Here is a 14034-nt window from a genome sequence, read left to right as displayed (position 1 = left end):
GACGACGGTGGCTGGAGATCAAGCCGGGACCCATTCGGGTGACGAGTCGTTCCCGGCGGTCCGAATCATCGGGAGCGAGGGGATCGTCATGCGCTTGTCCGGCATCGACGTCGTAGCGGAGTCGCGCCTGTCGCGCGGAGACACACCGGCGGACACAGCAGATCCGTCCGGACTAACGAAATATGTCCCACCAGGGACTGGCCGGGCCCGCAGGATGATCAAAGATGAGACGATCTCGCTGTGCCTGGTGTGATCACGGCTTCGGAGCCGTCCTGGATAGCCCGTTCACCGGGCTGAGCTCGCGGCAGTTCGGGAAGCTGGTGACGATTCTGCGGCGCAAGGGTGCGGATGCGATCCGCAGGGGCCGACCGTGGGGTCTGCCGCTGGAGGACCGGGCCCTACTGGCCGCGGCCTACTGGCGCATGAACCTGGGTCCACTGTTCGGGGTTTCCAAGTCGACGGCGGACCGGATCATCGATCGCCTCGGGCCGATGCTCGCTCTCCGGCTCCGCAAGCGGTTCGCGAACGCCACCGTGCTGATCGTTGACGGTACCCCCTGGTGCCCACCGTCACTGCTGGTCGACGCTGTCGGCCGTTGTGCTGAGAGGGTTGCGCGAAGATTCGGGAACGCCGGTAGTAAAACGGTGTCTTTCACCGGTGTCGCGAAACTCGACGGCGGCCAGGGGACCCGTTCGGTGGTCTGTGGGGGTAGTTGCCGACCGGCGGGGGTGAAGGAGAAGGACTCTCGAAAGGGGGCGTCGTCACAGCGCACCGCGAGAAGGAGGGGTTCCGTGTGCTCGGGCGGCCACGACGACGCGGCCCCTGCGGCGCTGCCGTTCCACAGATGGAAGACCACCGGTGGTGCCCCGGAGTCTGCGCTCACGTAGCCGAGTGCCTTGCCGTACAGCGGGTTGGTCCCGCCGAACAGTACGGACGGGATGCCGAACTCGGCGACGACGTCTGCCCACACACGATCCCGGGACGCCCAACGGCGCACCGTGCCGCGCAGCACGCCCTACTCGTCCGCGGTGAGGACACGGTCGGGATTGAGCCAGCCACGACGGTGCGCGAACTCGGCGTAGACCGAGGCCACGGAGTACGAACGGCAGTCCCTCGGCAGGAGGTCGCCGAAAGCTCCGGCGATTCCCTGCGAGGTCCAGGCCCCGCGCTCCTCCCACTGGCGCTGCTGTGTGGTCCAGGCATCGGGCCGGCCCTCCGTGAACAACAGGTGGTCCACCAAAAGCCGCAGCGCCACCTCGTCCCCGTACATACCAGGACGGCGAAGGGCCAGGTTCACCTGGCCCCTCAGGTAGGCGCGTATCTCGTCGCCGCTCGCGAGCGCGCTGGTGGCCTGCATCCCACGATTCTCACCTACACCGTCAGCGTCCGCGCCCCTCAAGAGCGCCCGGTTAAAACTCAAACTCAGCTTGTGCTTTACCCTCCTTCGTTGTCATGCGGCGACAGGGGGATGCTGTAGGCGGCGTCAAGCCTGTTGATGATCTTCCGGAGTTCGCGGGCGCCCCGAGGTGACATCGCGTTCATCACCGTGTCGAGGAGGGCGCGCGCCTCGAAGGGGTTGCCGCAGCAGTACCAGTGCACGTTGCCCCGCTCGTAGTCGTGCCACTGCTGCCGCTTGGAGCGGCGAACGTGGTCCCGCCACAGGCGCATAGCTACGGTGACATCCCCTGGTTGCAGGTAGTTCCGGGAGCGTTCGAGGCGGGCTGCCTCGGAGAGTGCACGCGAGGAGACACCGTCGATCGCGGGTCTCGAAGTCTGTGTCCGGTGTGGGGGAGAAGCTGGTCCGGACGTCCGTCGGCCGTCTACGCGGCATGGACCTTTCGGTTCGTCGTCACGCGGCCCATGGTGTCACGATCACGCGCGCTTCTCGAACGAGTTCACTCATCCGGGAGTTCGCCGGACATGGGCAAGGCCTTCGTCTGACCATGTGCTCCGACCAACGACCCACCTGAATGGCTGTGACGTTGTTTAGCGGCTCCACCATGTCGGCTTGCTGCGGCCCCAGTTGGTGGGGCGCTCGGGAGCGTTCGGGGGTGGTGACGGGGTGAAGTGGCCCCACCGGGAGCCTTGCGGTGAGACGGTGGTTGTGGTGTCCGGCAGGGGCGGTGTTGCGGATGTCGCTGTCCAAGCAACAGCTGTTCGACCGGATCCGTCGGGACAGCTGGCAGCAGCAACTGTCGGTCAGGGCGTTGTCGAGGAAGTACGGCGTACACCGTCGGTTGGTCCGCGAAGCGCTGTCCTCACCGGTGCCCCGGCCTCGTCGCCGGCCGGTACGCACATCGCCGCGGATGGAGCCCTACAAGCAGACCGTGGATGGTTGGCTGCGCGCTGACCTGGATGCTCCGCGCAAGCAGCGCCACACCGTGCGGCGGATCGTCGCGCGGATCGAGGAGGAGTTCGGCGCGGCCGTCCCGTATCCGACGGTGCGGGACTTCGTCGCGGCCAGGCGCAAGGAGATCGCCGCGGCGGTCGGGGCTCCGGTCGAGGCGTTCGTCACCCGGCACAACGCGCTCGGCGCGGACGCGGAGGTCGATTTCGGCGAGGACTGGGTGGATCTCGCGGGCGAGCGGACGCGCTGCTACCTGTTCGCGTTCCGGCTGGCGTTCTCCGGCAAGGCGGTCCACCGCGTGTCGCGTTCTTGCGGCCAGCAGGCGTTCCTCGAAGGGCATGTGCACGCGCTGACCACGCTGGGAGGCGTCCCGGCGGGTCAGGTGCGTTACGACAACCTGACCCCGGCGGTGAAGCGCGTGGTCTTCCACAGCCGCTCGCGGGAGGAGAACCCGAAGTGGACGAACTTTAGGGAGTACTACGGGTTCGCCCCGTTCTACTGCGAGCCGGGACTGCGCGGCGCGCACGAGAAGGGCGGCGTCGAGGGCCAGGTCGGCTACTTCCGCCGCAACTACCTCACCCCGGTCCCGCGCGTCGACAGCCTGGACGAACTCAACGAGCAGATCACCCGGTTCGAAGCCAGGGAGGACGCGCGCAGGATCGGCGCGCGGATGCGGACCATCGGCCAGGACTTCGCCCGCGAGGCCAGCCACCTACTCCCGCTGCCGGACGACCCGTTCGCGACCGCGATCACCCTGACCCCGAGGGTCGACCGCTACGGCATGGTGACGGTTCGGATGAGCCGCTACTCGGTCCCGGTCCGGTTCATCGACCGCAAGGTCACCGTCACATTGACCTGCGACGAGGTGACCGCCTACGACGGCCGCCGGCAGATCGCCCGGCACAAGCGCCTGACCGAACGCGGCGCCGAGCACCTGGTGCTCGACCACTACCTGGAAGCGCTGCCAAGCCCGGCGCACTGGAACGCTCCGAAGCCCTGCACCAGGCCCGCGCCGAGGGAACGTTCACCGCCGCCCACGAAGCGTTCTGGGCCGCCGCGAAGAAGACCCTCGGGGACACCGACGGGACCAAGGCCCTGATCAAGGTGCTGCTCCTGCACCGGCACCAGCAGCACGCCGACGTCGTGGCCGGGCTTCGCGCGGCGCTGGCGGCCGGCACCGTCAACACCGACGTGGTCGCCCTGGAGGCGCGCAAGGCCGCCCAGCAGGCCGGACGCGCTCCGACCGTGTCCGCGGACCGCCCCGCGCCGCGCCCGCCGGAACCGGTCTTGCCGCAGGTCACGCCACTGACGCCGCGTCGGCTGGCGCGCGACCTGCCGGTCGACCAGCGCCCCCTGCCCCGGCTGGAGCAGTGGGACGAACTCCTCAAACTCCGCCGGAAGGACTCGCCATGACCGCCGTCCACCACTCGCTCACCGCGCAGGCGTCCGACGCCGCGATCGACACCGCCTGCCGGGTGCTGCGCCTGCCGACCATGCGCGCCCAGGCCGCCGACACGATCGCCCGGGCCGAGCGCGAGGGCCTGTCCTACGCGGGGTTCCTCGCCGAACTGCTCATGGCCGAATGCGAGGACCGGGACCGCCGACGCGCCGAACGCCGGATCCGGGCCGCCCACTTCCCCCGCGACAAGTCGCTGCGCGAGTTCGACTACAAGGCCAACCCGAACGTCGACCCGGTCGTGATCCACAACCTGGCGACCTGCGATTGGATCGCCAAGGGCTACCCGCTCTGCCTGATCGGGAACTCCGGCACCGGCAAGTCCCACCTGCTCATCGGGCTCGGCACCGCCGCCGCGATGGCCGGCTACCGCGTCCGCTACACCACCGCCGCGGCCCTGGTGAACGAACTGGTCGAGGCCGCCGACGACAAGCAGCTGGGCAAGACCATCGCCCGCTACGGCCGCGTCGACCTCCTCGAAATCGACGAGCTCGGCTACCTCGAACTCGACCGCCGCGGCGCGGAGATGCTCTTCCAGGTTCTCACCGAACGCGAGGAGAAGAACAGTATCGCCGTCGCCTCCAACGAAGCCTTCACAGGCTGGAGCCGCACCTTCACCGACCCGCGGCTCTGCGCGGCGATCGTGGATCGGCTCACCTTCAACGCCACCCTGATCGAGACCGGCACCGAGTCCTACCGCTTGGCCCGCTCCAAGGCACGCAGCAACGGCGAGCCTCCGCGACAACCCGAGTGAACGGCGCCATTACGTCGGGTGGGAGGGTGCGGCCATGGAGCTTGCCAACCGCACGCTGACGGTGGACGTGATCGCGGCACTGAAGTACTGGCCTGGCGTCATCTGGGGAGGTCAGAAGAACCCTCCCGACCCGGTGGACCTCACCGTTCTTCCTCCCTTCTTCAACGAGGTTCTGCAGGAGCTTCCCTGGTGGAACAGCGACTGGAAGGTCAGCCACGTCGAGCCGGGAATTCCCCTGGAAATCGAGAGTGACCACCACGGTCACCCGTCAAGATTCACTGAGGTGTCGGTCCCAGGCACGGTCGGTTCCGTCAGTGGCGCCAGCTTGCCATTCGTCGCGAAGGTCGGGTTTGCAGGTGACCAACTGATCCGATTTCAAGCCAAGGTCGGCGACGTGGTCCTCGGTCCTGCCCTTGCGCCTGCCGGGCAGCTGGAGCCGCATCCCTTCGCAAGGGTGCTCACCGGATTGATGGAGCTGCGCGGGATTCCGGTCAAGGCCATGGCAAGGCAGACCGCACGATCGATGTCCACCATCCACATGCTTCGCAGCGGAAGGCACAACCCGGAGCCGATTCTCGCCCAGGAGATCGCCCGCGTTCTGGGCCTGTCCGAAGCGGACGTCAGGGTCATTGCCGGACTCGACGACGGCAGTACGCAGTAGTTGACACGCAGCGGCGTCACGACACCTAACCGAACGGCGCGTCACACAGGGTGAACGTCGCCTGATGCGGCACGATCACGCCTCCCCACGATCCTTCGCGGTTCAACGGTGGTCCCGGAACAAGCCAACATCCGGGGCCACTTCAAGGCGTCCGCAACTCCCAGAAGCTTCACCTGCCGGGGCCGGCGCAAGCCGACGCGGTGGAGCCGCACAACAACGTCACAGCCACACCTGAACTCGACGAAGGCCGTGGGGGATGAGCCTGCTGTACCGCAATGTCCAGCGAGAGCCGTTCGCTGAAGCGTCTCACTTCCGGGAGGACTTCTACGGATGCCCGACCGCGCGGCGTGACGAACTGTACGCGCTCGCGGACGCGTTGCTGTGCGCGGACGGGCCGGTGACGTCGCCGGTGAAGCTGACGCTGGTGGCCGAGCACCGGCGTGGGCACGGCGCGCTGGACGGCGCTCTCAACCGCGGCCGCCTCGATGCCGGACGGCTGTGGCGGACGCCGGCCGCGCTACCCCAGCCGAAGGCCGCCGACGACCGCCTCGTCCCGGCCGTGGACGTGAGCAACTGGCCGCGGCCGGAAGCCGAGTGCAGCGCGGACCGGCTGTTCTGCCACACCTATGGCCGCAGTACGGATCAGCACCTGATGATCCCGGGCCGGCCGTACTCCTTCGTTGCCGCTCTCGAAACGGGCCGCACCTCCTGGTGCCGGCTGTTGGACACCGTGCGGCTGGGCCTCGAGGACGATGTCGCCGAGGTCACCGCCGTCCAGGTGCGCCGGGTGCTCGAGGGAGCAGCCGCAGCGAGGTTCACGTCGAATGATGTTGCTGAGACCCACTTGTCGGAGCGAGGGCAACCTCGGGGAGGGAAGCGCATGCTCTTGTCAGTGAACGGGGATTCGGGTTCGCCATGTTGGTGTGATGAGTGATCGTGCGAGTGCCAGCGGCCAACCATCCTCGTCCCGATCGAGCGAGAACCACTCAACAGGAGTCCCACGGAGGCACCTCCGAAATGCGGAGGGCGGGTGAAGCCCTGTGCTCGGGGCAGGGACGCGAGACGGCCTACGACAGTTGGCGGCTCCTCGACAACGGAGTGTTTTCTCGGAGCGTGATTACATTGCGAGACGGCGATGCAAACTTGGTGAGGGCGCGCTTGAGGTGCGTACGAAGAGCGCGACGTCGGCACCGAGGCCAACAACCAGTTGCCCCTGGTCCCCAACTGCGAGCGTGCTGCACCAGCCTGGGAGGGGGATGCAGTCGATGGGTCGCCGGGTGGTCAGGTCCCAGGTTCTCAGGGTGCTGTCGGAGCGGTCAGCGTGTGAGGCCGCGGTCACGGCGACGGGGCGCCCGTTCAGGGTCGTGCACAGCACAGCGGTCACGATGTGAGGGGCCTCGCGTTTCTCGGACAGGGTCATGACTGTCGATTCACGCGGCGAGTCGCAACTCTTCGAACTCGGCATGCACCTCGCTAGGAGGGCGATATCCCACCGCCGAGTGGAGTCGTTTGCGATTGTACCAGAATTCTATATACCGAGTGATATCTCGTCGAGCTTCCTCGCGAGTCGAGTACTTCGTGCGGGAGACGCACTCGTTCTTCAAGGATGCGAAGAAAGACTCGGCCATTGCGTTATCGAAGCAGATCCCCGTACGACCGACGGAGCGACGCAGGCCGAGTCCGCCGAGCACCTGCGCGTACTCTGCCGACATGTAGTTGCTTCCGCGATCGGAGTGAAATATGGCATCCTCGGCAAGGGGGCGATTGCGTGCCGCGTTGCGAATCGCCCGTGATATCAGCGGCCTCTGGTAATGGTCGTCCATCGCGTAGCCGACGACCTCTTTCGTGCAGCAGTCGATCGCAGTCGCGAGATAAAGCCAACCCTCGGCCGTCGCAATGTACGTAATATCCCCGACGAGCTTTTCCCCGGGAGCGGCGGCGGTGAGGTCGCGGCCGACCAGGTCCGGCACAGGCGCGGACGTGGCGCGGGTGAGGGACAAGCGCTTCGGGCGGGGCTGGCAGGGCACCAGGCCCAGGTCGCGCATGATCCGCCACACCAACTCCGGGCCGGCCGCCACGCCCCAGCGCAACATCTGCGCGCGGATGCGACGATATCCGTACGTGCCGTCGGACATCTCGAATGCCTTCGTGACCAGCCGTTTCAATTCCTCGCGCCGCCCGGCGGTTGCGGATTCCGGGCGGCGCCGCCAGTCGTAGTAGCCGGATTTGGACACACCGAGGCGGTCGCACATGAATGCGACGGGATATGCGTACTCCACAGTATCGAGTCGCATCGTCTCGATGAACTCGTACTTGCTGCCTACCGGGGATCCTTCGCGAAGTACGCTGCGGCTTTCTTCAGGAACGAGTTTTCCATCTCGAGCTCGCGATTGCGGCGTTCGAGTTCCTTCAACCTGGCGCGTTCGTCAACGGCAAGCGGCCCTTCGGCTTTTTCGTGCTTGCGCTGATGTTCTCGAACCCAGGCGCGGAGCGTTTCCGGGTGGACATCGAGCTCCCGCGCGGTCTGTGCGATCGCCCGGGGCGCGGACTTCAATGCCAGTTGAACCGCTTCCTCGCGGAACTCGGGCGTGTACGGGTTGGGGCGTGCCATCTTGCTGCTTTCCTCGGTTCCTTACAGGTCAACCTTATTGGATCTCTGTCCGAAACCTTCGAGGCACCCCAACCACCCATCGGCCGCGTATCGGGACGCGAAGACATGCCCCCATCGTGGCCCGCAACCGCGCCCGCATCGGCGGCCGTTGCACACTCGCAACCCACCCCGCCGCGCACATCCCCTCGGTACGCCACGACGCGGCACGCCCCGCCCCGGCACGTGGTGCCCGGCCCCGCCCGGTGTCCACTGTCGAGGCCGTGACCGACGACAACTCCACTGCAGACCACCGGCGTTGACACGGAGCCGATCGGGGCGATCCTCCGCCCCGGCGCGCTCGGTGTCGAGCCGGTGGGCACTGCGGTGCCCGTCGTTCGGGTCGAAGCCATCCGGATCGACAACGGTGCCCGGTTCCGGTCCGTCTTTCACCGGCCCCTTCGACACAGGCATCGTCCACACCCACGTCAATCCCCGCCCCCGCGCCTCGAGGGCAGGGTCGAGCGCTGCCACGGCATCGACGCCGAGGAGTTCCACCGCCTGCTCGATGGTGTCGTCATCGACGACGCCCGGGTGCTCGACGACGGGTTGCGCGAGTGGGAGGCCTACTGCGACCCCCCTTGGCCTCACGGCGGCCGAACCCCTACGAGCGCCTCGAGCGGAAGACCGCATCCCGGACGTGAGCGCTCATCGGCGGTTGCATGTGTCGTGTGGTGCGGTGGATCGGCTGTGCGGACGCGGGGTCGGTGCCGGATGTCATGCTCGCGCGGTGGTCTGTGACGTGTGCGGGACGCCGATGGTGTCGGAGCGGGCGGGGTCCGGTTCCGGGGAGGAGGTGTGGTGTTGCCCGTGGTGTTTCGCGTTCACCTACGTGGGTGGTGAGTACTTCGAGGTGTGTCGGCCTCCGTACCTGCCGGTGCGCATGCGGTGGGAGCGGGCGGTTGCGGACGGTCTCGCCGACCGGCCCGTGCACGCCTACGGCGCGTTCCGGGCGACACTGTGCGGAATCACCCGGATGGATCTGTCGGCGTCCGCGTATCCGTGGCCCCATCGGTGGGAGTCGGCCTGCGTGGCCTGTCGGGAAGCGGCCGAGGCCGTCGACGCCCGCTGGCCGGCGGGCATGCGTCACGGAGAGGCACGGGCAAGCGTCCGCAACAGCGCGTGACGATAGGTTCGCCGGGTGACGGTCGAACGCCTGCGCCTGCTGTCCGGCCCCGAATACTCCGATGTCTGGGACCGTTTCGATGCCCGCTTCGCCTTCAGACCCAGCGTGTGCGAGTTTCCCGGGATCGCGGAGCCCTCGCCGTCGATCACGTGGAGCCTGGACGCCTTGCGCGACGACCCCGGCGACCGCAACCTCGACCGTCTGGTCGACCTCGTCCAGGACGGGCTCGCCGACCGCTGCGCGCCGGGGGAGTCGCTGTGGCTCCTGGACTGGCAACACACCTGCCACCGGCTCCGCCCGGACTTCCCGGAGACCGACATGTTCCTGCCGCGCGTGCTCGAAGGACGCTCGCGCGAGGGCCGGCCGATCGGCCCCTACCCCGACGGCGACTACCACGTCTTCCTGCGCAGGACCTGCGATTCGGCACCTTCGGACACCCCTGGGAACACACCTTCCGCGTGTTCGGCGCGGAACTCCTGGACGCGATCGAACAGGACATGCACCACATCCTGGGACGACCCCTGCGCCGGGACGGGGTACCCGTCGATCGACCCGCCCCGCGGCGGTGACGCGTGCTCGTGCCGTTCGTTCGGCCGCCCGGCCCGTGGCGCGTCGGCCGATGCCGTCGATGGCGGGCGCGGGCACCGGCCCCGGATCCGGCGCGAGGGTCGCGTTGGCGGTGTGCCGGGACCGGTGTCGCGGCACCCGGTGAAGTCCTCGGCGCGGACGCGGGCGGTGGTCTCCGTCCCGGGCGCCGACACCCGGTCGGACGGCGCCCGCCGTTCCCCGGAGGGAGTCCCCGGAGCGGGGATGGTCGTGGCCGCCGCGATGCGTTCGGTGGTCTCGGGCCGCCCCGAGCGGTTGCCGGGGCGGGGGTGGTCGTGGGGCTCCACCCCCGTCTCCACCTGTTGTTCCACCCGTGGGTCCAGGTGCGGAAAACGCGGCGGCGACAGTCTGAGGACATGACAAACGCCGACTGGATCACCGACATCGTCCTCGTCCTCGTCGTCTTCCGGCAGCTGCGGGAAGGCCGGCTGGACGGCAAGACGTTCCTCATCCCGCTGGGCATCGTGGCCTTCGTGGGGTACAAGTACCTCCACTCGATCCCCACCGCCGGCAACGACCTGGTGTTGATCGGTGCGTTGACGGCGATCGGCGCGGTGCTCGGCGTCGCCGGCGGCGTCTTCACCCGGATTCGTTCCGCGGGCGGGCATCTGCTGATCAAGGCCGGTGCGGTCTCGGCGGTGTTGTGGGTGCTGGGCATGGGCGCGCGGATGGGCTTCCAGGTCTGGGTCGACCACGGCGGTGCCGACCACGTCGCGCGCCTCAGCCTCGCCCACGACATCACCACCGGACAGGCGTGGGTCGCGGCGTTCGTGCTGATGGCGCTCACCGAGGTCGTCACGCGGGTGGCCACGATCTTCGTGCGGAGCCGCATGGTGGCCGCCGGCCGGCCGGCGACCGCGGCGGCGCGTCCGGTGTCGTCCCTCGAGCACGCGGCCTGACCGCAGGATGCGGCCGCGCCGTTCCCGTCGCCGGGGGTGTTCCCGTTCCCGGGCCGTCCCGGGGGCGGGAGCCCGGCGCGCGGGCGACGGCCCGCCGCGATCCTCGGGTGCGGTACGCCATGGGCCCGGACATCCCCGTCCCGGGGATCCCCGGACCGCGCGCTGAGCCCGACGATTCCGGTCGCCCGCGCGGTGTGCCACGCCGGCCCCGCCGACGGGCCGGACGGCTTCGCCGGCCTCGCGTTCATGTTCGAGGCGTGGTCGGTATCGGACGCGGCGCTCGACGAGGCGATGGAGGAGTCACGGGCCGCCGGAGAGCGGCTGTTCCACGAGCGCGACGACCGGATCGAGCTGCGCACGATCGTGGCGGTGGACATCAACGGCAACGGGTACCAGGTTGCCCGCCTCCGTGGAGCCCGGCCCGTCCTCGAGGGTCACCGACGCGCTCGAACCCACCACCGGATTGCACTCTCCGGCGACCTGATCGGCCCCCTCCACCGCCTGGTCGACGCCGTCCGTCTCGGACCGTCCACCTGGGCTGACACGCCCCGGCCCCCGAGCCCACCTGCCGGTATCTGTCCGCCGCAGGCCCTGTGCTGCCGACCGCCCCCGACGGGTGTTCCCCGACTGTGGGCCGGCTTCGTCGGGTCCTCGAACAGCTCCCGCGACCACGCGAGGACGTCGCGAAGGTCCGCCTCGCCGTGGGGAACGTCCACGCGAGGGGCGAGAGTCCACAGCGGGTCGAGTTCGTCCGCGCACTCTCGTACGGCCCGCCCGATGTCGGCCTCGGCGTCGAATCGCCTCTCCAGGTCCTCCAGACGTGTGAGGTACGCGTCGACCGGCTTCTTGATCCGGGAGGCGTTCCCGCGGTTCTCCATGCACGCGCGTACGTCAGGAGTTCGGCGTCGGCGCGTGCCAACAGGGCGTCGAGGGTGTCGTCGTCGAGCCCGTGGGTGTCGATGCTCACGAGGTCCTCCCGTTGTCCGGCCCGGTCGGGGCGGCGAGTTGCCGGCGCAGGCGTTTGCGAGCCTGCTTGAGCAGGTCCCGGCCCGTTGCGTCGGCAGCCATCGGCGTGCGGAGCGTCGGTCCGCACCTGCGTCGTTGTGGCGTCGTGCCGTCGACACGGGCGTGGGCGCGGCCGGATGGGACTTCGGGTCGACCGGTCCAAGTCCTGTGGAATGCGCGATTCCGGGGTTGTGTGGGATGTCCTGAACTGTTCTGGTGACGGTGTTTCGGATCCGTCTACGGTGCAGGGGCCGTCGTCGATGGCGGACCGGTGGGAGGGAGACCCGCGATGCGGGGCCCACGGGTCGGGGAGGGGATGCGGCATGGCGAATCACGGCCCGCGTCGGGCTGGGGACGATCCGGCAGCGTGTGTCGGGGGCGGGTGTGGGGGCCCGGTTCGTGTGCTCGGGCCCGGCGGCGGGCTCCGAACGGCACGGAGGCCGTGAGCGGCGGATGGTCGGATCCGCGTTCGCGGTTCGTCCGGTGCCTTCGGTGACCGTCTTCCGGTTCGCTCGGGTCGTCTCGCCGTGGGTGGGCGCGAGCCTGTCGCCGCCGGCTGTGCGTGGTGTTCGGTTCACCGGTGCCCGCTCGAGCACAGGGCGTGGCGTGACGGACGCCGATGGTCGCGGGGGCGCCGCCGCCGGTTCCGGACCCGCCGACCACCGGCATCGAACCGGACGGCGGTGGCCCCGACCACATACCCGCGGTCGATGCGGTGCGCCCGCGGCCGGCGCGGCGCCGGTGAGGGGTACACGCGGTGCGCCGCTCACGCAGCCGCTCGGACCCGACGGAAGGGATACGCGCTCGCGGTACGCCGGAACGGGCTGCCGGCCCAAGCACGACAGGTCCTACTTCGGAGGGAAGATGCACAGGAAGTTGGAACGAGTCCTCGTGGCAATCGTCGGCGCCTTGGCCCTGATGGTGGGGCCCATGGTGTTCGCGCCACCGGCCACGGCCCTGCCCAACCCCTTCATGGACACCGCGGTGGCGGACAAGTACTACGCGGCCATGCACGCGCCACTGGACCCCGACAAGCTCGCCCAGGGTACGAAACTGATCACCGTCTACCGGGACGACATCATACGTCGCGGCAAGAAGTGGGATCGGGCGCTCAGGGCCGCGCTCGACGCGTGGAGCAACGCCCTGGTGGGCAACACGCAGTTGTTCGAGATCGGCGGGACGCAACGGGACCTGAACGGCGAGAACCCGGACGCCGACAAGGCCGCCGCCATCAGGATGGAGATGGTGTCGACCGACGTGATACGCAGCAAGAATCCCAACCCCACGCCGAACACGGTGACCTTGGGCATCAATGACGCTGTGCGCTGCCGCGGCGGCTGTCCGGCCGGGGCGAACCAGAACATCTTCTTCAACTGGGACGAAATGAGCACTCGGAGTCAGGAGGCGGCGACATACGTCTTCACACACGAGATCGGCCACGCTCTCGGGCTCGACCACTCGAAAGCGCCCCTGGAATGCGAAGTCATGATCCACGGCGCCACGAACCCACAGGACCGTCCCGCGAACTGCGAGTGGGGGAAGCCCCTGACGCCCACCGCCGGCGAGGCGAACATGGTCAAGGACATCTACCGGCAGGGGGGGCACCCCGCTCACGCTCGCGCCGGCGCGCGCCCAGACGCCGGTCGCGCCGGATCGGGCGCCGGCGATGCTCACCGATCCCGGGCGCGGCGTCGCGACCGGGGAGATCAGGGGGTGGGGCGGAAAGTGCATGGACGTCGCGGGGAACAATGACGGGAACGGCACGAAGGTGCAGTTGTACACCTGCAACAACGGCGACGCCCAGAAGTGGACGTACGACGAAAGCACCAAATACCTTCAGGCGAAGGGCAAGTGCCTCGCCACCGACGGTGGCGGAATCGACGAGGGCGCCAAGCTGCTGATCTGGGACTGCAACGGCGGGGCCAACGAGTGGTGGAGGTTCAACTCCGACGGGACGTTGTTCAACACCACGTCCCACGTCTGCGTCGACACTCCCGGCCTCAGCGCCCAGGACAGCACCCAGTTGCAGCTCTGGTACTGCACCGGTGACGCGAACCAGCGCTGGGACCCGCCTCGGACCGGACCGGTCGTCCACCCCCCGTCCGGCAAGTGCATGGACATCAGCGGCAACAGCAGCAGCAACGGCGCGACCGTGCAACTGTATGACTGCAACGGCAGCAGCGCCCAGCAGTGGACCTTCGCCGTCGGCACGATTCAGGCCAACAACAAGTGCCTCGACGCCGCAGACCAGCAGAACGGCACGAAGCTCGTCATCTGGGACTGCAACGGCAATCCCCAGCAACAGTGGAGGAACGGCGGCGACGGACACCTGTACACCCGCACCGCCGCCGGTGCCTACCGCTGCATCGACGATCCCGCCGGCAACCCGGCGAGCGGCACCCCTCTCGGCGTCTGGGACTGCACCCAAACGCCCAACGTGACCTGGCGAACCCCCGCCGGCATCCTGAGCGCCTGACCGCACCGCGAACCCGCGGCCGACGCCGCCGGGCGGAACCTCGTCCGGCGGCGTCGG

General features: G+C 68.7%; 10 protein-coding genes and 4 pseudogenes. 10 read left to right on the top strand and 4 right to left on the bottom strand.

The window, feature by feature from the left end; genetic code table 11:
• Positions 1 to 240: 240 nt before the first annotated feature.
• Positions 241 to 554, top strand: a pseudogene (locus tag ACMXN5_RS31365) (helix-turn-helix domain-containing protein); the annotation flags it as partial.
• Positions 555 to 1015: 461 nt separating this feature from the next.
• On the opposite strand, the gene ACMXN5_RS31360 reads toward ACMXN5_RS31365, so the two are convergent.
• Both ACMXN5_RS31360 and ACMXN5_RS31355 read right to left on the bottom strand, forming a co-directional pair.
• Complete coding sequence (locus ACMXN5_RS31360) at positions 1016 to 1357, bottom strand: hypothetical protein (RefSeq protein WP_439678278.1); 342 nt, start codon at positions 1355 to 1357, stop codon at positions 1016 to 1018.
• 77 nt (positions 1358 to 1434) lie between these two features.
• Positions 1435 to 1668 (bottom strand): hypothetical protein, encoded by a 234-nt coding sequence (locus ACMXN5_RS31355; RefSeq protein ID WP_439678277.1) that lies wholly within the window; start codon positions 1666 to 1668, stop codon positions 1435 to 1437.
• Between the two features lie 464 nt (positions 1669 to 2132).
• Between ACMXN5_RS31355 and istA the strand changes: the two are divergent.
• The 4 genes and pseudogenes from istA to ACMXN5_RS31335 form a co-directional block, all read left to right on the top strand.
• Positions 2133 to 3760 (top strand): annotated as a pseudogene (gene istA / locus ACMXN5_RS31350) (IS21 family transposase).
• A complete protein-coding gene (gene istB, locus ACMXN5_RS31345; protein ID WP_439678276.1) occupies positions 3757 to 4557 on the top strand; it encodes an IS21-like element helper ATPase IstB in 801 nt (266 codons plus the stop codon). Before istA ends, istB begins: the two are co-directional and overlap by 4 nt.
• Positions 4558 to 4591: 34 nt before the next feature.
• Positions 4592 to 5218 carry a helix-turn-helix domain-containing protein gene (locus ACMXN5_RS31340; protein WP_439678275.1) on the top strand — a complete coding sequence of 209 codons (627 nt, stop codon included), beginning with the start codon at positions 4592 to 4594 and terminating at the stop codon, positions 5216 to 5218.
• Positions 5219 to 5474: 256 nt separating this feature from the next.
• A pseudogene (locus ACMXN5_RS31335) lies at positions 5475 to 6011 on the top strand (transposase); the annotation flags it as partial.
• A 637-nt stretch (positions 6012 to 6648) separates the two neighbouring features.
• On the opposite strand, the gene ACMXN5_RS31330 reads toward ACMXN5_RS31335, so the two are convergent.
• Positions 6649 to 7829, bottom strand: a protein-coding gene (locus ACMXN5_RS31330) for an IS3 family transposase (RefSeq protein WP_439678274.1) whose coding sequence is annotated in 2 segments (ribosomal slippage) — positions 6649 to 7565 and positions 7565 to 7829 — 1182 coding nt in all. Because the reading frame shifts where the segments join, the coding sequence is not laid out codon by codon here.
• A 766-nt stretch (positions 7830 to 8595) separates the two neighbouring features.
• On the opposite strand from ACMXN5_RS31330, the gene ACMXN5_RS31325 reads away from it, so the two are divergent.
• The 3 genes and pseudogenes from ACMXN5_RS31325 (at position 8596) to ACMXN5_RS31315 (ending at position 10496) form a co-directional block, all read left to right on the top strand.
• Entirely contained in the window at positions 8596 to 8991 is a 396-nt protein-coding gene (locus tag ACMXN5_RS31325; RefSeq protein ID WP_439678273.1) for a hypothetical protein, read from the top strand.
• Positions 8992 to 9006: 15 nt separating this feature from the next.
• Positions 9007 to 9560: pseudogene (locus ACMXN5_RS31320) on the top strand (DUF2716 domain-containing protein).
• Between the two features lie 393 nt (positions 9561 to 9953).
• Positions 9954 to 10496: a hypothetical protein gene (locus tag ACMXN5_RS31315; RefSeq protein ID WP_439678272.1), complete on the top strand. Its 543-nt coding sequence runs from the start codon at positions 9954 to 9956 to the stop codon at positions 10494 to 10496.
• Positions 10497 to 10796: 300 nt separating this feature from the next.
• Here ACMXN5_RS31315 and ACMXN5_RS31310 read toward each other — a convergent pair whose 3' ends face one another.
• Complete coding sequence (locus tag ACMXN5_RS31310) at positions 10797 to 10934, bottom strand: hypothetical protein (RefSeq protein WP_439678271.1); 138 nt, start codon at positions 10932 to 10934, stop codon at positions 10797 to 10799.
• Positions 10935 to 12392: 1458 nt separating this feature from the next.
• Here ACMXN5_RS31310 and ACMXN5_RS31305 point away from each other — a divergent pair.
• Both ACMXN5_RS31305 and ACMXN5_RS31300 read left to right on the top strand, forming a co-directional pair.
• Positions 12393 to 13253 carry a matrixin family metalloprotease gene (locus ACMXN5_RS31305; protein WP_439678270.1) on the top strand — a complete coding sequence of 287 codons (861 nt, stop codon included), beginning with the start codon at positions 12393 to 12395 and terminating at the stop codon, positions 13251 to 13253.
• Positions 13231 to 13977, top strand: a complete 747-nt coding sequence (locus tag ACMXN5_RS31300) for a ricin-type beta-trefoil lectin domain protein (RefSeq protein ID WP_439678269.1) — start codon at positions 13231 to 13233, stop codon at positions 13975 to 13977. The genes ACMXN5_RS31305 and ACMXN5_RS31300 overlap by 23 nt, the downstream gene beginning before the upstream one ends.
• The last annotated feature ends 57 nt before the right edge of the window (positions 13978 to 14034 follow it).

This window comes from Embleya australiensis (genome assembly GCF_051903075.1).
Taxonomy (GTDB): Bacteria; Actinomycetota; Actinomycetes; order Streptomycetales; family Streptomycetaceae; genus Embleya.
Note: the sequence above shows the minus strand (reverse complement) of the source record. Positions and strands in the feature narration are given on the sequence as shown.